The organism is Jannaschia faecimaris, from assembly GCF_900107415.1.
In the GTDB taxonomy this organism is placed as follows: domain Bacteria; phylum Pseudomonadota; class Alphaproteobacteria; order Rhodobacterales; family Rhodobacteraceae; genus Jannaschia; species Jannaschia faecimaris.
Window position 1 is genome coordinate 1 of sequence record NZ_FNPX01000024.1, and the last position, 23,682, is coordinate 23,682.

The 23,682-nt window shown below is 65.0% G+C and carries 23 protein-coding genes; 17 read left to right on the forward strand and 6 right to left on the reverse strand.

What is annotated here, in order from left to right; all coding sequences use genetic code 11:
* Window positions 1-162 precede the first annotated feature (162 nt).
* From BLV27_RS17360 to BLV27_RS17380, 5 genes are read left to right on the forward strand one after another with little or no spacing between them, the layout of a single operon-like run.
* Entirely contained in the window at window positions 163-1,029 is an 867-nt protein-coding gene (locus BLV27_RS17360) for a carbohydrate ABC transporter permease (protein ID WP_092647762.1), read from the forward strand.
* A 10-nt stretch (window positions 1,030-1,039) separates the two neighbouring features.
* Complete coding sequence (locus BLV27_RS17365) at window positions 1,040-1,870, forward strand: carbohydrate ABC transporter permease (RefSeq protein ID WP_092647763.1); 831 nt, start codon at window positions 1,040-1,042, stop codon at window positions 1,868-1,870.
* Window positions 1,871-1,881: 11 nt separating this feature from the next.
* Entirely contained in the window at window positions 1,882-2,886 is a 1,005-nt protein-coding gene (locus tag BLV27_RS17370) for an ABC transporter ATP-binding protein (RefSeq protein ID WP_092647764.1), read from the forward strand.
* Window positions 2,883-3,656, forward strand: a complete 774-nt coding sequence (locus BLV27_RS17375) for an L-iditol 2-dehydrogenase (protein ID WP_092647765.1) — start codon at window positions 2,883-2,885, stop codon at window positions 3,654-3,656. The genes BLV27_RS17370 and BLV27_RS17375 overlap by 4 nt, the downstream gene beginning before the upstream one ends.
* A gap of 29 nt (window positions 3,657-3,685) precedes the next feature.
* The gene (locus BLV27_RS17380; protein ID WP_092647766.1) at window positions 3,686-5,149 is read left to right on the forward strand and encodes a mannitol dehydrogenase family protein; all 1,464 of its coding nucleotides are present in this window, start codon (window positions 3,686-3,688) and stop codon (window positions 5,147-5,149) included.
* A gap of 12 nt (window positions 5,150-5,161) precedes the next feature.
* On the opposite strand, the gene hemN is transcribed toward BLV27_RS17380, so the two are convergent.
* Window positions 5,162-6,505, reverse strand: a complete 1,344-nt coding sequence (gene hemN, locus BLV27_RS17385; protein ID WP_092647794.1) for an oxygen-independent coproporphyrinogen III oxidase — start codon at window positions 6,503-6,505, stop codon at window positions 5,162-5,164.
* Window positions 6,506-6,574: 69 nt separating this feature from the next.
* Here hemN and fnrL point away from each other — a divergent pair, with 69 nt between their 5' ends.
* Window positions 6,575-7,306, forward strand: a complete 732-nt coding sequence (fnrL, locus tag BLV27_RS17390; RefSeq protein WP_092647767.1) for a transcriptional regulator FnrL — start codon at window positions 6,575-6,577, stop codon at window positions 7,304-7,306.
* A gap of 58 nt (window positions 7,307-7,364) precedes the next feature.
* On the opposite strand, the gene BLV27_RS17395 is transcribed toward fnrL, so the two are convergent.
* Complete coding sequence (locus BLV27_RS17395; RefSeq protein ID WP_092647768.1) at window positions 7,365-8,228, reverse strand: cobalamin B12-binding domain-containing protein; 864 nt, start codon at window positions 8,226-8,228, stop codon at window positions 7,365-7,367.
* A gap of 320 nt (window positions 8,229-8,548) precedes the next feature.
* Window positions 8,549-9,517 carry a serine hydrolase domain-containing protein gene (locus BLV27_RS17400; protein ID WP_092647769.1) on the reverse strand — a complete coding sequence of 323 codons (969 nt, stop codon included), beginning with the start codon at window positions 9,515-9,517 and terminating at the stop codon, window positions 8,549-8,551.
* Window positions 9,518-9,717: 200 nt separating this feature from the next.
* Here BLV27_RS17400 and ccoN point away from each other — a divergent pair, with 200 nt between their 5' ends.
* The 8 genes from ccoN (at window position 9,718) to ccoS (ending at window position 17,717) form a co-directional block, all read left to right on the forward strand.
* On the forward strand, window positions 9,718-11,313 hold the full coding sequence (gene ccoN / locus BLV27_RS17405) for a cytochrome-c oxidase, cbb3-type subunit I (RefSeq protein ID WP_092647770.1): 1,596 nt from the start codon (window positions 9,718-9,720) through the stop codon (window positions 11,311-11,313).
* A 4-nt stretch (window positions 11,314-11,317) separates the two neighbouring features.
* The gene (gene ccoO, locus BLV27_RS17410; protein WP_092647771.1) at window positions 11,318-12,154 is read left to right on the forward strand and encodes a cytochrome-c oxidase, cbb3-type subunit II; all 837 of its coding nucleotides are present in this window, start codon (window positions 11,318-11,320) and stop codon (window positions 12,152-12,154) included.
* A gap of 10 nt (window positions 12,155-12,164) precedes the next feature.
* Complete coding sequence (locus BLV27_RS17415) at window positions 12,165-12,410, forward strand: cbb3-type cytochrome c oxidase subunit 3 (RefSeq protein WP_092647772.1); 246 nt, start codon at window positions 12,165-12,167, stop codon at window positions 12,408-12,410.
* Window positions 12,407-13,297: a cytochrome-c oxidase, cbb3-type subunit III gene (ccoP, locus tag BLV27_RS17420; RefSeq protein ID WP_092647773.1), complete on the forward strand. Its 891-nt coding sequence runs from the start codon at window positions 12,407-12,409 to the stop codon at window positions 13,295-13,297. Before BLV27_RS17415 ends, ccoP begins: the two co-directional genes overlap by 4 nt.
* Before the next feature lie 187 nt (window positions 13,298-13,484).
* Window positions 13,485-15,023, forward strand: coding sequence for a cytochrome c oxidase accessory protein CcoG (gene ccoG, locus BLV27_RS17425; protein WP_092647774.1), 1,539 nt, complete (start codon window positions 13,485-13,487; stop codon window positions 15,021-15,023).
* Complete coding sequence (locus BLV27_RS17430; RefSeq protein WP_092647775.1) at window positions 15,020-15,475, forward strand: FixH family protein; 456 nt, start codon at window positions 15,020-15,022, stop codon at window positions 15,473-15,475. The genes ccoG and BLV27_RS17430 overlap by 4 nt, the downstream gene beginning before the upstream one ends.
* On the forward strand, window positions 15,472-17,574 hold the full coding sequence (locus tag BLV27_RS17435) for a heavy metal translocating P-type ATPase (RefSeq protein WP_092647776.1): 2,103 nt from the start codon (window positions 15,472-15,474) through the stop codon (window positions 17,572-17,574). Before BLV27_RS17430 ends, BLV27_RS17435 begins: the two co-directional genes overlap by 4 nt.
* Window positions 17,571-17,717, forward strand: coding sequence for a cbb3-type cytochrome oxidase assembly protein CcoS (ccoS, locus tag BLV27_RS17440; protein WP_092647777.1), 147 nt, complete (start codon window positions 17,571-17,573; stop codon window positions 17,715-17,717). Before BLV27_RS17435 ends, ccoS begins: the two co-directional genes overlap by 4 nt.
* 55 nt (window positions 17,718-17,772) lie before the next feature.
* On the opposite strand, the gene BLV27_RS17445 is transcribed toward ccoS, so the two are convergent.
* Window positions 17,773-18,789, reverse strand: a complete 1,017-nt coding sequence (locus tag BLV27_RS17445) for a replication initiation protein (protein WP_092647778.1) — start codon at window positions 18,787-18,789, stop codon at window positions 17,773-17,775.
* 575 nt (window positions 18,790-19,364) lie between these two features.
* On the opposite strand from BLV27_RS17445, the gene BLV27_RS17450 reads away from it, so the two are divergent.
* Together BLV27_RS17450 and BLV27_RS17455 are read left to right on the forward strand one after the other, a co-directional pair.
* Entirely contained in the window at window positions 19,365-20,567 is a 1,203-nt protein-coding gene (locus BLV27_RS17450) for an AAA family ATPase (protein WP_092647779.1), read from the forward strand.
* Window positions 20,564-21,514, forward strand: a complete 951-nt coding sequence (locus tag BLV27_RS17455) for a ParB/RepB/Spo0J family partition protein (RefSeq protein WP_092647780.1) — start codon at window positions 20,564-20,566, stop codon at window positions 21,512-21,514. Before BLV27_RS17450 ends, BLV27_RS17455 begins: the two co-directional genes overlap by 4 nt.
* A gap of 44 nt (window positions 21,515-21,558) precedes the next feature.
* Here the strand turns inward: BLV27_RS17455 and BLV27_RS17460 are convergent, their stop codons facing one another.
* Window positions 21,559-22,287, reverse strand: a complete 729-nt coding sequence (locus BLV27_RS17460) for a Crp/Fnr family transcriptional regulator (RefSeq protein WP_092647781.1) — start codon at window positions 22,285-22,287, stop codon at window positions 21,559-21,561.
* 238 nt (window positions 22,288-22,525) lie between these two features.
* On the opposite strand from BLV27_RS17460, the gene BLV27_RS17465 reads away from it, so the two are divergent.
* A complete protein-coding gene (locus BLV27_RS17465) occupies window positions 22,526-22,711 on the forward strand; it encodes a hypothetical protein (RefSeq protein WP_092647782.1) in 186 nt (61 codons plus the stop codon).
* Window positions 22,712-22,801: 90 nt separating this feature from the next.
* On the opposite strand, the gene BLV27_RS17470 is transcribed toward BLV27_RS17465, so the two are convergent.
* The gene (locus tag BLV27_RS17470; RefSeq protein ID WP_092647783.1) at window positions 22,802-23,617 is read right to left on the reverse strand and encodes a response regulator; all 816 of its coding nucleotides are present in this window, start codon (window positions 23,615-23,617) and stop codon (window positions 22,802-22,804) included.
* Window positions 23,618-23,682 lie beyond the last annotated feature (65 nt).

The following is a 23,682-nucleotide window of genomic DNA, read 5'->3' on the forward strand; positions in this document are numbered from 1 at the left end:
CGATTGCAACCGACGTATTGGAGGGGGCCGGCTACTAAGCCGTCGGCCCATCCACCCCGGGGGGCGATCCGCTCGCCCCCCGGACCCCCCGCCCCAATTTCTTTTTCCAATCGTGGTATAACCTGAGTCGGGCCCGCGCCCGTCAACAGGGGAGATTTGTCCATGGCTACCAAGGCATCCCGATCCGCCGCCCGCTTCATGATGGCGCCCGCTGTGATCCTGCTCCTGGGCTGGATGCTGGTTCCGCTGACGATGACCCTGTGGTTTTCGTTCCGTCGCTACCTGCCGCTGCGCGGTGGCGACCAGGGCTGGGCCGGCTTCGACAACTACACCCGGTTCGTCACGTCCAGCGCCTTCTGGCCCTCGGTCTGGAGCACCCTTCTGATCGTCGGCGGCGTGCTGGTGATCACCGTCTGCCTGGGCATCCTGCTGGCGCTTTTGCTGGACCAGCCGCTCTGGGGTCAGGGCGTCGTCCGCATCCTGGTGATCGCGCCCTTCTTCGTGATGCCCACCGTTTCGGCGCTGGTCTGGAAGAACATGTTCATGGACCCTGTGAACGGATTGTTCGCCCATCTGTGGAAGGCCGTCGGGGCCGAACCCGTTGTCTGGCTGACCGATGCCGCCCTGCCGTCGATCATCATGATCGTGTCGTGGCAATGGCTGCCCTTCGCGACGCTGATCCTGCTGACGGCGGTGCAATCGCTGGACGGTGAACAACTTGAGGCCGCCGAGATGGACGGGGCACCGCCGCTCAAGCGGTTCTGGTTCATCACCCTGCCCCACCTGGGCCGCGCGATCACCGTGGTGATCCTGATCCAGACGATTTTCCTTCTGTCGATCTTCGCCGAGATCTTCGTGACGACACAGGGGGCATTCGACACCCGCACCCTGACTTACCTGATCTTCCAGCGCATCACCGACGCGCAGAACATCGGGCTCGGCTCCGCCGGTGGCGTCTACGCCATCATCCTCGCCAATATCGTTGCGATCTTCCTGATGCGCATCGTTGGCAAGAACCTGGACGCGTGAGGATCTGATCATGGCAAGAGCTGTCACCCCCCGCCGCAAGGCCCTGACCACCGCCGCCGCCTGGGCCGTTGGTCTGGTCATCTTCTTCCCGATCCTGTGGACGATCCTGACCAGCTTCAAGACCGAGGCGCAGGCCATCGCCAGTCCGCCGATCTTCCTCAACTTCGACTGGACGCTGGAAAACTACGCGGTCGTTCAGGAACGCTCCGACTACATGCGGTTCCTGTGGAACTCGATCATCATCGCGGGCGGATCGACCGTTCTGGGTGTGATCATCGGGGTTCCCGCCGCCTGGTCGATGGCCTTCGTGCCCTCGAACCGGACCAAGGACATCCTGCTCTGGATGCTCTCGACCAAGATGCTGCCGGCTGTCGGGGTGCTCTATCCGATGTACCTGATTTTCATCAAACTGGGGCTGCTGGACACGCGCATCGGGCTGGTGGTGGTTCTGATGCTGATCAACCTGCCGATCATCATCTGGATGCTCTATACCTACTTCAAGGAAATCCCCGGCGAGATCCTGGAAGCGGCGCGCATGGACGGGGCCAGTCTGAAGGACGAAATCCTGTACATCCTGACGCCGATGGCACTGCCCGGCATCGCCTCGACCATGCTGCTCAACTTCATCCTGGCATGGAACGAAGCCTTCTGGACGCTGAACCTCACGGCGGCACAGGCAGGCCCGCTGACGGCCTTTATCGCCAGCTATTCATCACCCGAGGGTCTTTTCTACGCCAAGCTGTCGGCGGCTTCGACCATGGCCATCGCGCCGATCCTCATCCTCGGCTGGTTCAGCCAGAAACAACTCGTCCGCGGCCTTACGTTTGGCGCGGTGAAATAAGGGAAGTACCCATGGGACGCATTCAACTGAGCCAGGTCACCAAGAAGTTCGGCGACGTGGAGGTCATTCCCCCGCTGGACCTGACGATCGAAGACGGGGAGTTCACGGTCTTCGTCGGCCCCTCGGGCTGCGGCAAGTCCACGCTTCTGCGCCTGATCGCGGGGCTGGAGGACATGACCAGCGGTACGATCGCCATCGACGGGGCGGACGCGACCGCCCTGCCCCCGTCCAAGCGCGGGCTGGCAATGGTGTTCCAATCCTACGCCCTGTACCCGCACATGAGCGTGGCCAAGAACATCGCCTTCCCGCTGCGCATGGCCAAGATGGACCAGGCCGAGATCGACCGGCGGGTGGCCAACGCGGCCGAGGTTCTGAACCTGAACGACTACATCGACCGTCGCCCCGGGCAGCTTTCGGGCGGTCAGCGGCAGCGCGTCGCCATCGGCCGCGCCATCGTGCGCGAACCGGCCGCCTTCCTGTTCGACGAGCCGCTGTCCAACCTTGACGCCGCCCTGCGCGTCGGGATGCGGCTGGAAATCTCGGAACTGCACAAGCGGCTTGAGACAACGATGGTCTACGTCACCCACGACCAGGTCGAGGCGATGACCATGGCCGACAAGATCGTCGTGCTGCGCGCCGGGCACATCGAACAGGTCGGCTCGCCGCTGGAACTATATAGATCGCCGCGCAACCTGTTCGTGGCGGGCTTCATCGGGTCGCCCAAGATGAACTTCATCGAAGGGCCCGAGGCCGCCAAGTACGACGCGCATACCATCGGCGTGCGCCCCGAGCACATCACCGTCTCGGCCGAAGCCGGAGAGTGGTCAGGCCGCGTGGCCGTGTCCGAGCACCTTGGCTCCGATACGTTCTTCCACATCCACGACACCGGGCTGGCCGACGCACTGACCGTGCGGGCCGATGGCGAGGTCGGATTCCGCTATGGCGATACCGTGCACCTGACGCCGCGCCCGGATGCCATCTACCGGTTCGACGAAAAGGGGCTGCTCATCCCATGAAACGGCTTGAGGGTAAAACCGCGCTGATCACCGGGGCCGCGCGCGGCATCGGGCTGGCCTTTGCCCGTGCCTATGTCGCCGAAGGGGCCCGCGTGGCCATCGGCGACATCGACATCGCCCGCGCAAGGACCGCCGCCGCCGATCTGGGCGACGCAGCCATCGCGGTCGAGATGGACGTCACCGATCAGGATAGCATCGACGCCGCCGTGGCTGAAACGGTGCGGGCCTTCGGGCAGATCGACATCCTGATCAACAACGCGGCCATCTTCACCGCCGCCCCCATCGTCGAGATCACGCGCGCGGAGTATCAGCGCGTCTTCGACATCAACGTCTCGGGCACGCTGTTCACCCTTCAGGCCGTCGCGCGCCACATGATCGACAACGGGCACCGCGGGCGCATCATCAACATGGCATCGCAGGCAGGGCGGCGCGGTGAGCCGCTGGTCGCCGTCTATTGCGCAAGCAAGGCCGCGATCATATCGCTGACCCAATCGGCCGGGCTGAACCTGATCAAGCACGGCATCAACGTCAACGCCATCGCCCCCGGCGTGGTCGACGGGGAGCATTGGGACGAGGTGGACACGTTCTTCGCCAAGTACGAGAACAAGGCTCCAGGCCAGAAGAAACGCGAAGTCGGCGATGCCGTTCCCTTCGGCCGCATGGCAACCGCCGATGACCTGACCGGGATGGCCGTCTTCCTCGCCAGTGACGGGGCCGATTACATCGTCGCCCAGACCTACAACGTGGACGGCGGCAACTGGCTGAGCTGACCAGAAATCACGCGCAGGGGAGGTTTCCTATGGCCCTCGACACATCGACGCTGGACCGGCTGCCCGCGGGCGTGACCGGCCCGATCTATGACCGATCCAAGCTCACGCCGGGCATCGTGCATATCGGGCTGGGCAATTTCCACCGCGCACATCAGGCGTGGTACCTCCACCGCCTGATGCAGCAGGGCAAGGCGCTGGACTGGGCCATCATCGGTGCGGGCGTGCGGCCCGGCGATGCGGCAATGCGCGACCGCCTTCTGGCACAGGATTGCCTGACGACGCTGATCGAACTGGACCCGGCAGGCACCAGCGCCGAGGTGACGGGCGCGATGATCGACTTCCTGCCGGTGGAGCCGGACAACGCCGCACTCATCGCCGCGATGTCGGACCCGGCCATCCGCATCGTCGCCCTGACCGTGACCGAGGGCGGCTATTACCGCGACACCGCCGGCGCGCTCGATACCGCGCATCCCGACATCCGCCACGATGCCGAACACCCCGACCGGCCCCGCACCGCCTTCGGGGCGATGGTTGCCGCCTTGCGCGCGCGTCGCGCCGCCGGGATCGGCCCTTTCACCGGGCAATGCTGCGACAACCTGCAACACAACGGCGCGGTTCTGCGCCGCACCGTCGTGGGCCTTGCCCGCCTGTCCGACCCCGAGCTTGCCGAGTGGATCGAAGCCGAAGCCAGTTTTCCCAACGCCATGGTCGATTGCATCGTGCCCGCCACCGGCGAGAGCGAGCTGGCCCTGGCGCGCAGCCTTGGCCTCGACGACATGGCCCCGGTCACGCACGAGAATTTCCGCCAATGGGTGATCGAGGATGACTTCTGCGCCGGTCGCCCCCCTTGGGAGGACGTGGGGGCCACGCTGACCGACGACGTGACGGACTACGAAACGATGAAGATCCGGGTGCTGAATGCCGGGCACCAGGTGCTGGCGAACCTGGGCGAATTGCTGGGGGTGCCGACGATTGCCGCCTGCATGACCGACCCGCTGATCGCGGCCTTCTTCCGCCGGGTCGAGACCGAGGAAATCGTGCCTTACATCCAGCCCGTGCCCGACCGCACGCCCGCCGAATACCTGGACCTGATCGAGGGGCGCTTTCGCAACCCGGAAATTCGCGACACCACGCGCCGCGTGGCCTTCGACGGCTCGTCCCGGCATCCGGGCTTCATCCTGCCGATCCTGCGCGACGCGCTGGCCGCCGGCGGGTCGGTTCAGGGGTTGGCCCTGACGGAGGCGCTCTGGGCGCGGATGTGCGCGGGCACGCGCGAAGACGGCAGCACCATCGCCCCGAACGATCCGAATTGGGATGCCCTGACCGCCGCCGCGCAGGCCGCCCGCGACCGGCCCGAAAGCTGGCTGGAGCAGGCGCATCTCTATGGCCCGCTGGCACAGGACGCCGCGTTCCGGCAGGCCTTTTCCGGGTGGCTTGCGCGGTTGTGGTCCGACGGCACCCGCGCGACCGTACAGGCCTATATCGACGGCTGAGCCGCGCCGTCGTCAGACGGCGACGCTGTGTCGCCCGGCGGGCGAGGCATAGGCGTCCATTTCCAACGCGATCATCCGCGCGACGTGCTGCGCATCGTCGTTCACCCGCAGGACGCCCGCGCTGTCGACCGTCACCGCATCGGACCATTCCCTTGCCGCCCTGGCAATCAGACGGCGCGCGGCGGTCGGGTCGTGGAACGTCATCGGATCGACGGTGAAGTCGCACAGCAGCCTTTCGATCACCGCCCCCTCCAACCGGTCCGTCGGCGTCAGCGCGTGACCGCGCACCGCCGTCAGCCGCCCCTGCGCCAGCCGCGCCTTCCAGTCGGCGGTGCGGGCGGCATTCTGCACGTAGCCCTGTGGCAGATGCGAAATGGAAGACGCCCCCAGCCCAATCAGCGTGCGCGCCATGTCGGTGGTGTAGCCCTGGAAGTTGCGCCGCAGCGTGCCGTCGGCGGCGGCGCGGGCCATCGGGTCTTCGGGGCGGGCGAAATGGTCGATGCCGACGGGCCGGTATCCCGCCGCCTCGAACTGCGCGCTGGCTTGCATCGTCAGGGCCAGGCGCGTGACCGCATCGGGCAGATCCGCCTCCTTGATCATGACCTGCCGCTTGGACGCCCAGGGCACATGCGCATAACCATACAGCGCCAGCCGGTCAGGGTTCAGCGACAGGGCAAGATCGACCGTCTTGCGCAGCGTCTCGGCCGTCTGGTGCGGCAGACCGTACAGCAGGTCCAGGTTGATCGCGTCGATGCCCCGCGCGCGCAGTCCCTCGACGGCGGCGCGGGTCTGATCGAAACTTTGCGGGCGGCCGATCGCGGCCTGCACGCGCGGGTCGAAATCCTGCACGCCCAGGCTGGCCCGCGTGACGCCGCCCGCCGCCAACGCATCCAGCCGCGCATCGTCCAACTCGGTCGGGTCCACCTCGACCGAGATCTCGGCCCCCGGCGCGCGCGGGAAATCCGCGTCCAGCATCGCGAACAAACGGGCCATCTGCTGGGGCGGCAGGAACGTCGGGGTTCCCCCGCCCAGGTGCAGGTGCCCGACCGTAACCCCCGCAGGCAGGGCGTCGGACACCAGCAGCACTTCCTGCGCCAGGGAATCCAGGTACGGGACCAGCGGGGCCTCGGTGGCCGATCCTTGCGTGCGACAGGCGCAGAACCAGCACAATCGCCGACAAAACGGGATGTGAACATAAAGCGAGATCGGCTGCGCCGGATCGACCTGCCCCAGCCAGGCACCCGCCTGATCGGGTCCGACAGACTCGTCGAACTGCGTGGCCGGCGGATAGCTGGTGTATCGGGGCGCACGGGACGTCAGGGCGCGTTCCGTAAAGGGCGGGATTTCCTGTTTCATGGGCGCAAGATGACGCAGGCAACGCAGGTGCGACTTGATGTGTATCAAATGTCGTGAAAGTGGTGAAATATGCCCCGTGTTGATCTGATGCTTGCCAAGGAAGACTGCAACCAGTGCCCGATCCGGCACCGGGCCGTCTGTGCGACCTGTGACGGGCCGGAACTGGACCGTCTGGCGTCGATGAAGTCCTATCGCAGCTGGAAAGCGGGCGAGACGATCGTGCTGGAGGGCGATGCCCTGCCCTTCGTCGCCTCGATCGTGACCGGCTGCGCCACGCTGACCCGATCGATGGAAGACGGGCGGATGCAGATGGTTGGCCTGTTGCTGCCCTCGGATTTCGTGGGCCGGCCGGGCCGGGTCGCGGCCCCCTACGAGGTTGTGGCCGTCACCGACGTCACGATGTGCATGTTTGACCGCCCCGCCTTCGAGAAGATGATGTCCGAAACGCCCCACGTCGCCCATCGCCTGCTTGAGATGTCGCTGGACGAGTTGGACGCGGCCCGCGACTGGATGCTGGTGCTGGGCCGCAAGACCGCGCGCGAAAAGGTGGCGACCCTGCTGTCCATCGTGCTGCGCCGCGCGTCCACCGCCGCACGCCCCCTGCGCGCCGATCTGCCGCTGACCCGCGAGGCGATGGCAACCTACCTGGGCCTGACCATCGAAACCGTCAGCCGCCAGATCAGCGCGCTTCGGAAAGACGGGATCATCCGCCTGGAGGGTACTCGGGGCGTTCTGTGCGACGACCTGTCGGCCCTGTTGATCGAGGCCGGGGATGACGACGACGGCGATTTCCTGGACTGAAAGCGTCCGATCGACCCTCCACCGTGCAATGGACGCGGGGCCGCTGATCGACCTGTCGTCATCTGAGAGGTTTGGCCGGGGTCTTCTTTTCGGGATCTCGGCTTGACGTGTCGACGGCATCCCAGACCGCGCTCATCAGGTACCTTGCGTCCGTGACATCCTTCACGATGCCATCAACACCCATCAGGTCGATCGCGTCTTTCGCTTCGTCGATGATGTTCCCACTCAGGAAGATCCACGCCCTGGGCACGCTGATCCGAAGCGCGATGATAAGCTTGGAGAGCGGTTCCACAACATGATCGCCACCCGCCGAAATACCGATAAGAATCGGTTGCGCCGCGCAGATATCGTCCACCAGCTCTTCGTGCGACTTGTGGATCATCAGGTCGATGTCCCACCCTTCCTTGGAAAACAGGTCAGCCGCCATCCGCACTCCCAGCGTGTGCGTTTCACCGGGAACGGACGCAAATACCGCCGACCGGCTGGGCGAGTCGTAGGTATCGGAAAACTGGTGCCGCAACGCCCGCATGATGGCGTACATGCGCGTCGTTCCAAGCGTGACCTCCGTAAAGGCCAGGCGATCGGTGTTCCACCACGCCCCGAGCATACGGGCAGCCCCCGCAAGATACGTCAGGTAGGCCCCCTCGATCGACGTGCCCCCGGTCCGCAAATCGGTAATGAACCGGGCACCGGCGGTGTCGTCCTCTGACAGAAGGGCGTGACACAGGGCTTCGATCTGTTCCTCGGGCGGGCTGCGCAGCGGGTCCGGTACATCGTGGACCGACAATCGCCGAATAACCTCTCGGGCAATCGTTTCAACCGAGCCGTCAGGCAGCCGCGACTTGAGCATTTCAAGCTCGGTCTGGGACTTGAGGTATTGAACCGCATCAAACCCGATCGATACGAAATCTTGATCCTTCATTTATCTCTCCCCCCAGAGATAATTTTCGTCATTTTCCGAAGGCCCAGTCGTCGGTATCAAATCGACCCCAGGCCGAACCATCTGTCAATCGACATTGACCGGGTTTGTCTGCTCCAAAGGTCCCGGCCGACTGCGCGGCCGAGAGTTAATTGATCTGACTCAATACCTTTGCCGTGGAGGACGCCGCACCGCATCGTGAAGGAATCGCAGCAACGGCGGAGCGGATCGTGGCCGGTACCATGGGCGCGGACCATAGAATCACCGCCATCCGCGGGCACGCGGGCACGCGGGCAACCGACCCATCCGGTCGCGCGACAGCCTCAGCGCATCGCCGCCATCAGCAATGCGCGGTTCAGCGCGGCGAATGCGCCGGTCCCGTCCTGGCACATGGAATAGAGTGTCACGACAAGGTACTCATCCCCGTAGATGGCGAAATGCCCCCCGTCGCCATCGCTGTTCCAACACAGGATTCCGGATGACCAGATCATGTGACGGCCCTCAAGCAGGCGCCACATGACACCCGGCCCGTACCGTATCCCACCCGCCAGGGGTGCCGACGGCCAGATGGCCAGGTCGGCCCCGACCAGGCCATCCGGTCCGAAACGGGCCCAGGCGAAGCGGGCGAAATCCGGGGCCGACATCGCCCATCCGCCCCAGGCCCCGTGCCCGGCCCATTTTCCGGACAGGCTGGCCGAAGCGATCCCCAACGGGGCAAGGACCGCCTCGGCGCAGGCCGTCACATGATCCTTGCCGGTGACCGCACCGACAACGCGCCCCAGGATCGCGTAATTCTCGTTGTTGTGGGCGAACCGCCCCACCAGACGCTCTTGCGGTACACGGCTCAGGGCCCGGAGCGACACCTGTTCGGTCTGGTCATGCCGGGCGGTCTGCAACTCGACATCGCCCCTCGTGGAGTCCGGCCAGACGCCGCTCCGATGCGTCAACAGCTGCGCCACGGTGACATCCGCCAACGGCCCTTGCTCGTCGAGAATGTCCCCGAGGGTTGCCCGGAGCGGCAGAAGTCCCCGGTGCACGAGATCGATCACGCAGGCACCGGTCACGGCCTTGCTCAGGCCGGCGAGCGGCAGCGGCGTGTTCAGCACGACGCCCCGCGCGTCCCCGGCGACCACCTCGCCCGCGCGCATCACGACGATGGTCGACCCGAGAACATCGGCCTCCGCGACCCAGTCGGACCAGGCCCCGACGATCTTGTCGGCGCGTTCGTCCGCGTGCGCGGGTCCCAGCAAGATGATCAGCAAAAGAAGGGTTTTCAGCATCAGGTTGCGCATGGCCCGGTCATCCTCCGTTCCCTGCCCCCTGTCGAAACCGGGTTCGCCGACTGCTTGTTTCCGGCGGCACGAGGCCGAACCATCATCGCATCCGCGAAAGGTCCGTCAGTTGACCCAGATCAAGGCCGCGCGTGATCCCCATGCCTAATCGTCGCTTCCGAGAGGGTCCGCCTGACGGCCCCCGGACGGAAGGGACGACAATGGATTATCTGAAACTCACGGTGCTCGGGCTGGTGGCGCTTCTGGCCGCCATCGCCGCGAATTATGCGCATGACGCGGCTTACCTGCTGCATGCCCTCATCATCATGGCCGTCGCGGCGGGCCTGTTCTTCTATACCCTGAAAGGGATGGAGGAGCCGCTGCTGGCAGCAGGCCCCGCGCCCACGGGCTACATGGACGGCCCGGTCCGGTACGGCGTCATCGCGACGGCGCTCTGGGGCGTGGTCGGGATGCTCGCGGGGACGTTCATCGCGTTTCAGCTGGCCTTTCCGGCGCTGAACTTCGACTGGGGTCAGCCCTTCACCAATTTCGGACGCCTGCGCCCGCTGCACACCAGCGCGGTGATCTTCGCCTTCGGGGGCAACGCCCTGATCGCGACGTCGTTTTATATCGTCCAGCGCACCTCGTCGGCCCGGCTGTGGGGCGGCAACCTCGGGTGGTTCGTGTTCTGGGGCTACAACCTGTTCATCGTGCTGGCGGCCACGGGCTACCTTCTGGGATCGACCCAGTCCAAGGAATACGCCGAACCCGAATGGTACGTTGACCTGTGGCTGACCGTGGTCTGGCTGGCCTACCTGGCGGTTTTCCTGGGCACGATCATCAAGCGGCGCGAGAAGCATATCTACGTCGCCAACTGGTTCTTTCTGGCCTTCATCGTCACCGTCGCGATGCTGCACGTGGTCAACAACCTGTCGATCCCGGTCAGCATCTTCGGCTCCAAGTCGGTGCAGGTCTTCGCGGGCGTGCAGGATGCGATGACGCAGTGGTGGTACGGCCACAACGCCGTGGGCTTCTTCCTGACGGCGGGCTTCCTGGGGATGATGTACTACTTCGTGCCCAAGCAGGCGGGCCGCCCGGTCTATTCCTACAAACTGTCGATCATCCACTTCTGGGCGCTGATCTTCCTGTATATCTGGGCCGGTCCGCACCACCTGCACTACACGGCGCTGCCCGACTGGGCCGCGACGCTGGGCATGGTGTTCTCGATCGTGCTGTGGATGCCCAGCTGGGGCGGCATGATCAACGGCCTGATGACCCTGGAAGGGGCGTGGGACAAGATCCGCACCGACCCGATCATCCGGATGATGGTGGCCTCGCTCGCCTTCTACGGCATGTCGACCTTCGAAGGCCCGATGATGTCGATCCGCGCGGTCAACTCCCTGTCGCATTACACTGACTGGACGATCGGCCACGTGCATTCCGGCGCGCTTGGCTGGAACGGGCTGATCACCTTCGCGGCCCTGTATTTCCTGACGCCGAAGCTGTGGAACCGCACGCAGATGCACTCGATGCCCGCGATCAACCTGCACTTCTGGTTGGCGACCGTGGGGATCGTTCTCTACGCCTCGTCGATGTGGGTGACCGGCATCATGGAGGGCCTGATGTGGCGCGAAGTGGATGCCAACGGCTTCCTCGTGAACTCCTTCGCCGACACGGTCGAGGCCAAGTTCCCGATGTACGTCGTGCGCGGCCTGGGCGGGGTTCTCTACCTCTCCGGCGCACTGGTGATGGTCTGGAACATGTGGATGACCATCCGCGCGCCCCAGACGTCCGCAATCGCAACCCCGGCGGAGTGAGATCATGACAAAAAATCCCCGTGACCCCAACTACGACCCCGCCGACGATCCGAATGTCGTCACTGCCGCCGAAGGTGCGCAGAAGGGCAAGATTCCCAACGAAACCCCGGTCGAGACGAAGAACATCACCTTCCACCAGCGGTTCGAACGCAACGCGACCCTTCTGCTGGTGGGCAGCCTGCTGGTCGTCTCGGTCGGCGGCATCGTCGAGATCGCGCCGCTCTTCTGGCTGGAGAACACCATCGAGGAGGTGGAGGGCATGCGCCCCTATTCCCCGCTGGAGCTGGCCGGGCGCGACATCTACGTGCGCGAGGGCTGCTACGTCTGCCACAGCCAGATGATCCGCCCCATGCGCGACGAGGTGGAGCGTTACGGGCACTACTCGCTGGCCGCGGAATCGATGTACGACCATCCGTTCCAATGGGGCTCCAAACGCACCGGGCCGGACCTGGCGCGTGTCGGCGGGCGCTATTCGGACGAATGGCACGTCGATCACCTGATCGACCCGCAAAGCGTAGTGCCCGAAAGCGTGATGCCGAAATACGCCTTCCTGGCGGACACCCGGCTGAACACCGATCAGACGCAGGCTCTTGTGGCGACCCATGCGTTCGTCGGCGTGCCCTACTCGGAGGAGATGATCGAGGCGGCAAGCACCGACATCCGCGTTCAGGTCGATCCGTTCGGCGACATCGACGGCCTGTTGGAGCGTTATCCCGGCGCGCAGGTCCGCAACTTCGACGGGCTGCCCGCGCTGACCGAGATGGATGCGCTGATCGCCTATATGCAAATGCTTGGCACTCTTGTGGATTTCTCCACTTTCGAGCCTGCCGCAAGCCGCTGAGGAGCACGTCATGGATCTCTACTCTCTCCTGCGTGAAATCGCCGACAGCTGGGGCCTGCTGGCCCTGTTCACCTTCTTCGTGGGTGCCGCTGTCTACATCTTCCGCCCCGGTGCCTCCGCCCTGCACGACGAGGCGGCGCAACTGGCGTTCAACGACCATCAGGCCCCCAAGGTATCCGTGGGCTGCGCGAACGCCTGCCCCGGATGCACCTGCGCCGGCGCGGCCCTCGATTTCACCCGAAAGGATGCGAAATGACCGACCCGCACAGTGAAGGCCGGCGCATCGACGACGCCACCGGCACCGAGACCACCGGCCACAGCTGGGACGGGATCGAGGAGCTGAACACCCCCCTGCCCCGTTGGTGGCTGTGGACGTTTTACGCCACGATCGTCTGGGGCATCGCCTATACGATCGCCTTTCCCGCCTGGCCGATGATCTCCGGCGCGACCGAAGGGGTGCTGGGCTGGTCCACGCGCGGCGAGGTCGCCGCCGACATCGACCGCGTGGCGCAGTCCAATTCGGCCCTGACCGAAAGCCTGGTCACCGCCGACCTGGCCACCCTTCCCGCCAACGAGGAGCTGCACCGCTTCGCCATCTCGGCGGGGGCTTCGGTCTTTGCCAACAACTGCTCCCAATGCCACGGACGCGGCGCGGCGGGCGTGCAGGCGGCGGGTTATCCCAACCTGCTTGACGATGACTGGCTCTGGGGCGGCACGCTGGAAAACATTGCCTATACCGTGCGCCATGGCATCCGGAACGAGGAAGACGCAGATGCCCGCTGGTCGCAGATGCCCGCCTTCGACGAAATCCTGTCGGATGAGGAAATCACCGCGCTGGTCACCCACGTCCGCAGCCTGAGCGACATGGCCGAGCCGAATGCCGAGGGCGAGAGCCTTTATATCGACAATTGCGCCGCCTGCCACGGCGACGCCGGGCTGGGCGACCGTGAACAGGGCGCGCCCAACCTGACGGATGCGATCTGGCTGTATGGCGGTGACGCGGAGGCGGTGGAATACTCCATCCGCAATGCCCGCTTCGGCGTCATGCCCCCGTGGGAGCAGCGCCTGGGCGAGGCGCAGGTCCGCGCTGTCGCCGCCTATGTCCACTCGCGCGGCGGCGGGGAAGACCCCGCCGGCGAATGACCCCTGATCCGCGGCCGTTCGTCTTCCCCTGATGGCCGCGGGATCCCGTCGGGGAGGACGGGATCAGGCTCCCCGGTGAACAGGCCGGGGGGCCCCTGATTTCGCGGTCGCTTGATGCAGATCAACGCGACGCGCACGCCGTATATGGGACGAGACACTGCGGGTCCTTCCCCCCGCGGAGACGACAATGACCGACACGCCCCTATTCGCCGCCCGCGAACCTGTCTTTCCACGCAAGGTGCAAGGCACGTTCCGCCGTCTGAAGTGGATCGTGATGATCCTGACGCTGGGCATCTACTACCTGACGCCCTGGATTCGCTGGGATCGCGGCCCGAACCTGCCCGATCAGGCGGTTCTGGTCGATCTGGCGGGGCGGCGGTTCTACTTCTTCTGGATCGAGATCTGGCCGCACGAATTCTACTTCGTCGCGGGCCTGCTCATCATGGCCGGGCTGGGCCTGTTCCTGTTCACATCCGCCCTGGGCCGGGTCTGGTGCGGCTATACCTGCCCGCAGACGGTCTGGACCGACCTCTTTATCGCGACCGAACGCTGGATCGAGGGCGACCGCAACGCGCGCGTCCGCCTGTGGAAGGCCAAGTGGGACGCCCGCAAGATCCGCCTGCGCCTGACGAAATACCTGGTCTGGGCCCTGATCGGGATGGCCACCGGCGGAGCGTGGGTGTTCTATTTCGCCGATGCGCCCGCGCTGGCGCGCGACCTTGTGGCCGGACAGGCCCAGCCAGTCGCCTATATCACCATCGCCGTGCTCACCTTCACGACCGTCCTGATGGGGGGAATCGCGCGCGAACAGGTCTGCATCTACATGTGCCCCTGGCCCCGCATCCAGGGGGCCATGATGGACGAGGGCACGCTGACTGTCGGCTATCGCGACTGGCGCGGGGAACCCCGCGGCAAGAAGCACGAGAACGCCGAGGGCGACTGCATCGACTGCATGGCCTGCGTCAACGTCTGTCCGATGGGCATCGACATCCGCGAGGGGCAGCAACTGGCCTGCATCACCTGCGCGCTGTGCATCGACGCCTGCGATGACGTGATGGACAAGATCGGCAAGCCGCGCGGGCTGATCGACTATCTCGCCCTCAGCGACGCGCCCCCCGCCGATGACACGACTCAACGTGCCGCCGTCGTGCCGCTGGGCGTGACGAACAAGGCCGATAGTGTCTCCGTTCCGGTCGGCGGTGCCCCTGCCCCCGCGCCGAATGCCGGCCCCGCACCCATCATCACCACCGCCGCCCGCGATTGGCAGCCGCAGCCGGTCTGGAAACACATCCTGCGCCCCCGGACCATCGTCTATACCGTGCTTTGGGGGGCCATCGGCCTGGCGCTGTTGTTTGCGCTGTTCATCCGGCCCGAGATCGACATGACCGTGGCCGCCGTGCGCAATCCGCAGTTCGTTACCCTGTCGGACGGGTCGATCCGCAACGCATACGACATCCGCCTGCGCAACAAGCATGGCGAGGCACGCGATTTCCACGTCTCGCTGACCTCGGACGCCACCCTGCGCATCGGGCTGGAGGGACGCGACGACCTGACCGTGCCCGTGCCTCCCGACAGCACCCTGCTGCAACGCGTCTACGTCACCGCCCGACCCGACGATGCCGCCGCCACCGAGGAGCGCACCGACCTGCGCTTCTGGGTCGAGGACCTGATCTCGGGCGAGCGGACCTACGGCGACAGCCAATTCTTCGGAAAGGAACCCGAATGACCTTCGTTCTGACCGGTCGCAAGACCTTCGCCATGTTCGCCGTCGGCTTCGGCACGATCATCGCCGTCAACCTGACGCTTGCCTTCAACGCGGTGCGAACCTTCCCGGGACTGGAAACTTCTAACAGCTATGTCGCGTCGCAAAAATTCGACGCCGACCGCGCCGCGCAGGAGGCGCTTGGCTGGACCGCCGTGGCCCACCTGACCGACGATGCGGTGACGCTGGACCTGCGCGACCGCGACGGCGCGCCAGTGACGGACGTCACCTTCGACGCCACGCTGGGCCGCGCGACGAACGTGGCGCAGGATGTGACCCCCGCCTTTGTCTTCGACGGCACCCTCTGGCGTGCGCCGGTCGACGTGCCCCCCGGCAACTGGGACCTGCGCCTGACCGCGACGGGGCCCGACGGCGAAATCTTCCGCAAGCGCCTGAAGCTGAGGACAGGGGAATGACCCTCACCGCCGATCCGCATGACATCCCCGTCACGCACGATGATACCCGCGCCTTCACCCTGTCGGTGCCCGGTATGCGCTGCGCGGGCTGCATCGCCGGGGTGGAAGGCGCGCTGACCGCCCTGCCCCGCGTCACCAATGCCCGTGTGAACCTGGGCGACAAGCAGGTGCGCGTGACCGGCACCCTGACCGACGCAGCGCCGCTGATCGCCGCGCTGGACCGCGCGGGCTTCGCCGCCTCCGAAATGGACGCCGAGGCGCTGACCTCCGCCACCGACCCCGAAGGCCGCGCCCTGCTGACGCGGATCGGAGTCGCGGGCTTCGCGATGATGAACGTGATGATCCTGTCGGTCGCCGTCTGGTCGGGGGCCGAGGAAGCCACGCGCGTCCTGTTCCACTGGATCAGCGCCGCCATCGCCCTGCCCGCACTGGCCTATGCCGCGCGGCCCTTCGTCGTGTCCGCCCTGACCGCGCTTTCGGCCCGGCGGATGAACATGGACGTCCCGATCACGTTGGCCATCGTGCTGGCCGCCGGTGTGTCGCTGCACGAGACGTGGATACACGGGGCCGAAGCGTGGTTCGACGCGGCGCTGTCGCTGACGCTGTTCCTGCTGATCGGGCGCTACCTCGACCACCGCACCCGCCGCGCCGCCCGCTCCGCCGCAGCGGCGCTGACCGCGCTGGAGGTGCCGCGCGCAACCCGCGTGACCGATGCCGGCGACGTGACCGTTCCCACGGCGGAGCTGGCCATCGGCGACCACGTCCGCGTCGCCGCCGGTGCGCGCATTCCCGTGGACGCCACCGTCATCGAAGGCCGCGCCGATCTTGATCGCAGCCTGCTGACCGGGGAAAGCCTGCCCGTGCTGGCCCAACCGGGCACCGAGGTCGCGGCGGGCGAGACCGTGCTGGACGGCCATCTGATCGTCAGCGCGACCGCCGTGGGCGAGGATACGGGCCTGCGCCGCATGGCCCGCGCCGTGGCCGTGGCCGAAGGCGCGCGCGGGGCGCATGTCGCGCTGGCCGACCGGGCCGCGCGCATCTATGCCCCCGCCGTTCATGGCTTGGCCGCGATTGGATTCCTTGGCTGGTGGATCGCCACGGGCGACATTCACCACGCGATCCTGGTGGCCGTCGCGACCCTGATCATCACCTGCCCCTGCGCGCTTGGGCTGGCCGTGCCCGCCGTCTCGGTCGCCGCCTCGGGCCGGATGTTCAAGGCCGGACTGCTGCTGAAATCCGCCACGGCGCTTGAACGTCTGGCGCAGGTGGATGCGCTGGTGCTGGACAAGACAGGTACGCTGACCACCGGGACCGTACAACTCGACCACCTCGACCCCGACGCCGCGTCGGTCGCCAAGGGGTTGGCGCAGGTCTCCGACCATCCGGTTGCGCGCGCCGTTGCCGCCGCCCTGCCCCACGTGGTGCCCGCCGCCCTGACCGATCTGCACGAAGTGGCGGGCGATGGCATCACCGGGCGATGGAACGGTCAGCCCGTCCGCATTGGACGCGGAGCGCACGGAACGGAGCTCACCCTGCCCGGTCGCGCCCCGCTCGACATCACCCCGCGCGAGACGTTGCGCCCCGGTGCCGCCCTGATGGTGCGCCGCGCACAGGACGCGGGCCTGCGGGTCACGCTGCTGTCGGGCGACCGCACCGCCCCCGTGCGCGCCGTCGCCGATCAGCTGGGCATCACCGACTGGCACGCCGAGGCGACGCCGCAGAACAAGCTGGCCCTGTTGCACACCCGCGCCGCCGCCGGGCAGAAGGTCCTGATGGTCGGCGATGGCCTGAACGACGCGGGCGCGCTGGCCGCCGCGCATGTCTCCCTCGCCCCGGCCACGGCGCTGGACGCTGCGCGCGCCGCATCGGATGTGGTTCTGCTGGGGGGCGATCTCTCGGCGGTGCCGCTGGGCCTGCGGCTGGCGAAACTGGCCCGTCGCCGGATGTTGCAGAACTTCGGCCTTGCCGTGGTATACAACCTGATCAGCATCCCGCTTGCCCTGGCCGGAGTGGCGACCCCGCTGATGGCGGCGGCGGCGATGTCGTCCTCCTCGATCCTGGTGGTTCTCAATGCCCTGCGACTGAAGGTGCGCCCATGAATGTTCTGGTCTTTCTCATTCCGGTTTCCCTGATCCTCGGGTTCGGGGGCCTTGTGGCGTTCCTCTGGACGCTGAAGAACCGCCAGTACGAGGATCTTGAGGGCGACGCCGCCCGGATTCTCCTAGAAGATCGGGAGCCTTGAGCGCCCCCATCCCGCCCTGAATTGCCAATTGGCAATCGGACGTTTCGTCATTGTTTTACAACGGGTTGCGTTCGGCAAAGGTGCGGAAGAAAGCAAGGTACGCGCGGTCCGGATCGTCCGCCGGCCCCTTGCCCTTGGCCCAGTCGCGCCACGCCCCCTCGACGTAGTAGATGTCATAGCCCGGATGGCGCAGGCGGGCGGTTTCATAGGTTTCGGTCTTCAACGGCGTGCCCCGGTCATCCAGCGTCGCCGGGCGGGGTCGCAGGGGCGGGGAAACAGTCTCTGAGGTGCCGGATAGTCTCTCTTTTCGGCCCACCTTGGAAAAGCTCAGCTCGCGCCCCGCGGCCCCCTGCCCTTCCCCGTCCTTCTTCCACCACCGCAACTCCACGTGGGTCACACGGCGGCCCGTCTTGACCGGCGCGATTTCCACCACGTAGTCCGAGAGCGCGTTCACCTCTTCGACCGCAGGGTCGATGGCGCGCAGCTTCAGATTGGACCAACTGCCCAGCTTGCCGCGCGGCACGCCGAGCACGCCACGCAACTCCTCCAGCGTGAACTTCTCGGAAGACCGCCAGCGCAGGTTGCCGCGTTTCTGCACCATCTCGTAAAGGGTCAACGCGTACTTGGAGGTCAGCGCGAACATCACCTCCCGCTGCAACCGCGCAAAGATGGTGGAATTGCCGATGATCTTGCGCAGACGGGCCGGGATTTCGTATTCCAGCAACCCGTCGGATCGCAGCGTTTCGATGTTCCCGCCCAGCAATTGCACCCGTTCGATCGCCGGCTCTCCGTCCCAGACGACTTCGATTTTGACGATGGCGCTCATCAACCGCTCGATGCTGGCCCCGATCCGGTCGTTGGCGTTGTGCGATCCGCGCAGCAGACTCTTGGCGACGACATGGGTCACCGGCTTGTCGATGGCATCCCAGGCGTTTTCCAACAGCAGGTTATAGATGCGACGATCCGCCAGCGTCAGCGGCGTCACCTCGACCACGTCGACAAGCTCACCCGGTTTGATTAGCGTGTCTGCATTCGGTTTCGCCGAAAGCGTGCGGTACGGGGCGTCGGCCATTCTTACACGCCAATCCTTACGAATGTTGCGGTTGTGACGTATGGTATGCCGGAGCAGCGGCCCGGTCCACCACCCAATTCGTAAGAATTCATCCGGGGGTAAGCATCATGTGATTCGCCGGTGCGAATCAGATAACCCATACAGGAAGGGGTTTGAGCAGTGCAAAACACCACCCCAAAAGTAGGGGTTTGGACCACACCCGATGCGTAAGGTTTCGTCACCCGGAACGTATCGCCACGTCACCCCGTACGTATGGCCACGCACCCAAAGCGTAAGAGATAGAGCCGTTTGCACTTTGCCACACAGGGGTTTGCGCGTCCCGAACATAGAATCGAAGAACAAGAACCCTTGGGGTTTTTTCGAGTCTGGGGATAAGGGATATGGTCCCTGTTGCCACCGAAGCGCACACTGAAGGGAATTTCATCGCCTGATTGACTCGCAGGCTGCTCAACCTCCGCACTTGGGCAACACTTTTACGACCTTCCGGTTTTTTGCGCCTCGCCCCCCGTAAACCGCACTTGAGGTTATCCCCTGCCCGCTTCATGATTCGTCCAAGCTTACAGCAAGGACAGGCCATGACCCTTCTCACGCAGCCCGGCGTCGATCTGGATGACCTTGACCAACTGGCAGGTCGCGCGGCCAGCGTGATCGAGCGGTTGCGCAGCCGCATCTATGCCCCCGGCACCGAAAAGCGGCTGGAGATTCGCTTCAACGTCCGATCAGCTGCCGAGATGGTGGGGCGGACGGAAAAGTCGATCCGTGATGCGGAAGATGACGGACGCTTGCCCGAGCCGGAGAAGGACCCGACGACCAACCGGCGCACGGGCTATTCGCTGGCCGAAGTGAACCGCATGCGAGAAGTGTTCGGAACCTTGCCACACCGCGCGCCGGGCGACCCGGCAACGGTGCTGGCGGTCCAGAACTTCAAAGGTGGCGTGGCCAAGTCGACGATGGTGACGCACCTGTCGCAGTATTTCGCGTTGCAGGGCTATCGTGTCTGCGTGATCGATTGCGACAGCCAGGCTTCGACCACGGCGATCTTCGGTCTGAACCCCGATGTGGACGTGGATGAGGAGGAGGACACGCTCTACCCGTTCCTGCAACACGGCGGGCCGACGTCGTTGCATTATGCGTTGCGTGCGACCTACTGGCCGGGCATCGCGCTGATCCCCGCGAACCTTGGGTTGTACGATGCGGAATATGAATTCGCCGCCCGCATGGCCCGCGATCCGACCTTCGTTCTGGACCGGCTGCGCGACGGAATCGCCAGCATCAGTGACCAATTCGACATCGTCCTGCTGGATCCGCCGCCCGCGCTTGGCATGATTTCCCTGAGCGTGCTGCGCGCCGCGAATGCCCTGCTGATCCCGGCACCGCCCAACAACGTCGACTTCGGATCGACGGCGCATTTTCTCAAGATGCTGTCCGCGACCCTGGGCGAGATCAGCCGGCATGGCGGTGCGCGCGACTACAGTTTCGTCAAGATTTTGGCGACCAAGATGAACGACCAGAAGAGCGCGCATGTCGCGATCAAGCGGATGATGGATGCGGTCTTTCCTTCCGACATGCTCAATGCTGTTCTGAAAGACAGCGCCGAAATCGACAATGCCACGGCGAACCTGTCGACCGTGTACGAATTGACCGGCGCGCAAACCCGGACCGAGACCCATAAACGTTGCCGCGTGTATCTTGATGCGATCGGGCGGGAGGTCGAGACGCTAATCCGCAAGACCTGGCCCAGCCACCACGCGGCGCTTCGCAAGGAGGGCATCCTATGAGCAAGAAACACGGCCACCTGGACGACGTGCTGGCGGACCTTGATACGCCGATGGAGCAGGGCAGGGCAGGGGCCCGTTTCCTGTCGCGGCAGACCCGCGTGAGCGACCGCCTCTCGGGGGAGGTGGAGGAAAAGACGCTGCGCTGGATCGACCCGGCGCAGGCGCGGATGTGGGCGCGGCACAACCGCGCCTATGACTTGCTGACCGAGGACAATTGCCGCGACCTGATCGACGGGATCCGCAGTCAAGGCAAGCAGGAGTTTCCGGCCATCGTCCGCCGCACCGGTGACGCCGAGACGCCCTATGAAGTGATCGCCGGAGCCCGGCGGCATTTCGCGGTCAGCTGGCTGCGGGCGAATAACTATCCGAACTTCCGCTACCTGATCGAAGTGCGCGACCTGACGGACGAGGAAGCCTTCCGCCTCGCCGATATCGAAAACCGCGACCGCGAGGATATCAGCGATTACGAGCGGGCGCGCGATTATCTTGCCGCGCTCGACGCCTATTACGGCGGCTCGCAGAAGGAGATGGCGGCGCGATTGGAAGTGTCGCCGGCGTGGCTGTCGCGGTATCTGCAACTGGCGCGGCTGCCGTCCGAGGTGGTGGGGGCCTTCGCGTCTATCCGCGACCTACGGGAATTGCACGCCCGCACCCTCAAGCCGCACCTGGGCCGTCCGTCCGAAGCGGCGGCGATCCTTGAGGAAGCGCGCGGGCTGGCGGGGCAGGGGCTGGACGCGGCGCAGGTGATGGCGCGGCTGAAGGCGGTGGTCGCCAAGCCGAAGGCCAAGACCCGGCCCGAACGTATCTATCGTCGCGCGCGCGAGGAGTCGGGCGTGAAGGAACGGCGCAAGGGGCGCATCACCACGCTGGAATTCGAGGATTCGATGTCCCGCACCGCCCTTCAGGCCGCGTTCGAGATGTATCTCAAGGCCCGGTTCGACGGCTGATTGCCAATTGGCAATTTCAAATAAATAGATATAATAACAGATACTTAGATAAGTGGCCGGGCCTGCGGCTCCTTGACGTCCGCTCCGGCCATAGCAACCAGACCATCCCGATCCTGCAAGGTCAGGACGCCGTCCTGCCAGAGTGCCAGCCCCCGATCTTTGAGTTTGGCCAGCGTCTTGTTGGTGTGGACCAGCGACAGGCCGAGCGCATCCGCCAGATCCTGTTGGCGAAAGGGCAGGGGCATTCGGTTCGCCGTCGTCATCTTGAGGGCCTCGGCGCGCTGAAACAGGCGCAGCATGGCCCACGCCACGGCCTCCAGCGCGGTTCGCTGCCCGATGGTGGCGAGGGTTTCGCCCAGGAACATCTCTTCGGTTGCCGACAGCCAGGTCAGGTCGAACGCTCGATCAGGGTGGGACTTGAACAGGGTCCAGATTTCGGAGCGATCGAAGACGCACAATGTCATTTCGGTCGAGGATTCGACGGAGTGGCCCATCTCACCCGTGATGCCCGCCTGAAGGCCGATGAAATCGCCGGGGAAGACGAAGCTGATCACCTGACGCTGCCCGCGGTCCAGGGTCTTGTAGCGCACGCCCTGACCGGACAGCACGGTATAGAGTTGGGCCGCGTTTGATCCCTCCATCAGAACGGGCGTGTTGGCATCAATAGTCAGCTCTCCAACCTTGAAGCCTTTCATGAACCGCGCCTCCTGGGCGGTGAACGGGAGGAAGAGGTCATGCGCCCTAAGGGGGCAATTATCGCATTTGACGGCCATGGGGTGCCTTCGTGTTCAGGCAGTGATCTGAAACATCAGTATGTCATATGACACCCGTGTGGGGATATCTGCAACTTGCAGCCATGCCGCGATGGACGGACGCGCACCCACCGGGAAAAATGTACGCATGAATGGAACCAAGCCCGCCTCGGTCGGTTGTGGGAGTGAAATACCTATAATTGTGTGATGCGGATCGGGCCCCGCGTACGCAGGAACGATCTGTAAGAAAGGACATGCTATGACGTGGTCTTTGGTTTTCATCGCAGTCGCAGCCGTTTCTGCGCTGTTTGGTTTCGGTGTCCTTGCTTCGGCCGAAGTGGCGCAGGTTCTGAGCGTTCTGTTCTTTCTGCTCGGGCTTGGGGCCTTGGCCGCCAAGGTGTTGGACGAGGATTCGTCCCGGCGCGACGATGGGACGCGAAAATAGCAGAGTTGCACGCGAGAATAGAAAAGCCCCGCTGGCCGAATGGTCAGCGGGGCATTCTTTTTGCGGGTACCGATCGGACCCGAAGTCGTGTCAGGCCAGCAGGGTTTCCGTCGAGGCGAAGAACATTGCCTGGCTGACGGCGGAGCTGACCTGCTCCTCCTTGTAGGGCTTGGAGATCAGGAACGCGGGTTCGTGCTTTTCTCCCGTCAGCAGGCGCTCGGGGAAGGCGGTTATGAAGATGACCGGGACGTCCGGCATGTTCTGCATCAGGTCGTTCACCGCGTCGATGCCCGACGAATTGTCCGCCAACTGGATATCGGCCAGGATCAGGTCGGGCTTTTCGCGGTTGCCCATCTCGACGGCCTCGGTGCGGGTGCGGGCGACGCCGACAATCTCGTGGCCCAGGTCTTCGACGATGGCGCTGATGTCGGCGGCGATGATCGGTTCATCCTCGATCACCATCACGCGACCGGCGATCCCGGCCTCCATGTCGGCGCGCGCGGTGTCGATCAGGTGCGTCACGTCATCGACATCGGTGTTCATGACGATGGCGATCTCTTCCTTTGAGAAATCCTCGACCGTGGCCAGCAACAGCGCTTCGCGGGTGTTCGGCTGAAGCGCGCCAAGAAGGGTTTGCGCCCGCTCGCCCATCCCGCCGCCGTCGCCATCGCCGGTCGGCGCACCGGTGCTGCTCCAGATTGCGTGGAAGCATTTGTAGAGTGCCGTGCGGGCGCGGATGCCTTCGTCAAAGATGCTCCGATCCTGAAGGATGGCTTCCAGCGTGGCGATCGCATACTTGTCGCCGCTGGACTGGGAACCAGTCAGGGCACGAGCATAGCGTCGGAGGTAGGGAAGTTCCGCCGCGATGCGGTCGGAAAGGTCGGTTGTCCCGTGTGCAGACGACATATGTCGGTAACCTTTTTATCACTTTTCTTGGAACCAAACAGATTGCGCCGTGTTTGGTTCCCGAA

Coding starts and splice junctions, on each gene's coding strand:
- ccoP (WP_092647773.1), top strand. CDS start 12,407: ATGACCGACCCGCACAGTGAAGGCCGGCGCATCGACGACGCCACCGGC.
- BLV27_RS17375 (WP_092647765.1), top strand. CDS start 2,883: ATGAAACGGCTTGAGGGTAAAACCGCGCTGATCACCGGGGCCGCGCGC.
- BLV27_RS17430 (WP_092647775.1), top strand. CDS start 15,020: ATGACCTTCGTTCTGACCGGTCGCAAGACCTTCGCCATGTTCGCCGTC.
- ccoS (WP_092647777.1), top strand. CDS start 17,571: ATGAATGTTCTGGTCTTTCTCATTCCGGTTTCCCTGATCCTCGGGTTC.
- fnrL (WP_092647767.1), top strand. CDS start 6,575: ATGCCCCGTGTTGATCTGATGCTTGCCAAGGAAGACTGCAACCAGTGC.
- BLV27_RS17365 (WP_092647763.1), top strand. CDS start 1,040: ATGGCAAGAGCTGTCACCCCCCGCCGCAAGGCCCTGACCACCGCCGCC.
- BLV27_RS17465 (WP_092647782.1), top strand. CDS start 22,526: ATGACGTGGTCTTTGGTTTTCATCGCAGTCGCAGCCGTTTCTGCGCTG.
- BLV27_RS17445 (WP_092647778.1), bottom strand. CDS start 18,789: ATGGCCGACGCCCCGTACCGCACGCTTTCGGCGAAACCGAATGCAGAC.
- ccoG (WP_092647774.1), top strand. CDS start 13,485: ATGACCGACACGCCCCTATTCGCCGCCCGCGAACCTGTCTTTCCACGC.
- BLV27_RS17455 (WP_092647780.1), top strand. CDS start 20,564: ATGAGCAAGAAACACGGCCACCTGGACGACGTGCTGGCGGACCTTGAT.
- BLV27_RS17395 (WP_092647768.1), bottom strand. CDS start 8,228: ATGAAGGATCAAGATTTCGTATCGATCGGGTTTGATGCGGTTCAATAC.
- ccoN (WP_092647770.1), top strand. CDS start 9,718: ATGGATTATCTGAAACTCACGGTGCTCGGGCTGGTGGCGCTTCTGGCC.
- BLV27_RS17435 (WP_092647776.1), top strand. CDS start 15,472: ATGACCCTCACCGCCGATCCGCATGACATCCCCGTCACGCACGATGAT.
- BLV27_RS17400 (WP_092647769.1), bottom strand. CDS start 9,517: ATGCGCAACCTGATGCTGAAAACCCTTCTTTTGCTGATCATCTTGCTG.
- BLV27_RS17470 (WP_092647783.1), bottom strand. CDS start 23,617: ATGTCGTCTGCACACGGGACAACCGACCTTTCCGACCGCATCGCGGCG.
- ccoO (WP_092647771.1), top strand. CDS start 11,318: ATGACAAAAAATCCCCGTGACCCCAACTACGACCCCGCCGACGATCCG.
- BLV27_RS17450 (WP_092647779.1), top strand. CDS start 19,365: ATGACCCTTCTCACGCAGCCCGGCGTCGATCTGGATGACCTTGACCAA.
- BLV27_RS17380 (WP_092647766.1), top strand. CDS start 3,686: ATGGCCCTCGACACATCGACGCTGGACCGGCTGCCCGCGGGCGTGACC.
- hemN (WP_092647794.1), bottom strand. CDS start 6,505: ATGAAACAGGAAATCCCGCCCTTTACGGAACGCGCCCTGACGTCCCGT.
- BLV27_RS17460 (WP_092647781.1), bottom strand. CDS start 22,287: ATGGCCGTCAAATGCGATAATTGCCCCCTTAGGGCGCATGACCTCTTC.
- BLV27_RS17370 (WP_092647764.1), top strand. CDS start 1,882: ATGGGACGCATTCAACTGAGCCAGGTCACCAAGAAGTTCGGCGACGTG.
- BLV27_RS17415 (WP_092647772.1), top strand. CDS start 12,165: ATGGATCTCTACTCTCTCCTGCGTGAAATCGCCGACAGCTGGGGCCTG.
- BLV27_RS17360 (WP_092647762.1), top strand. CDS start 163: ATGGCTACCAAGGCATCCCGATCCGCCGCCCGCTTCATGATGGCGCCC.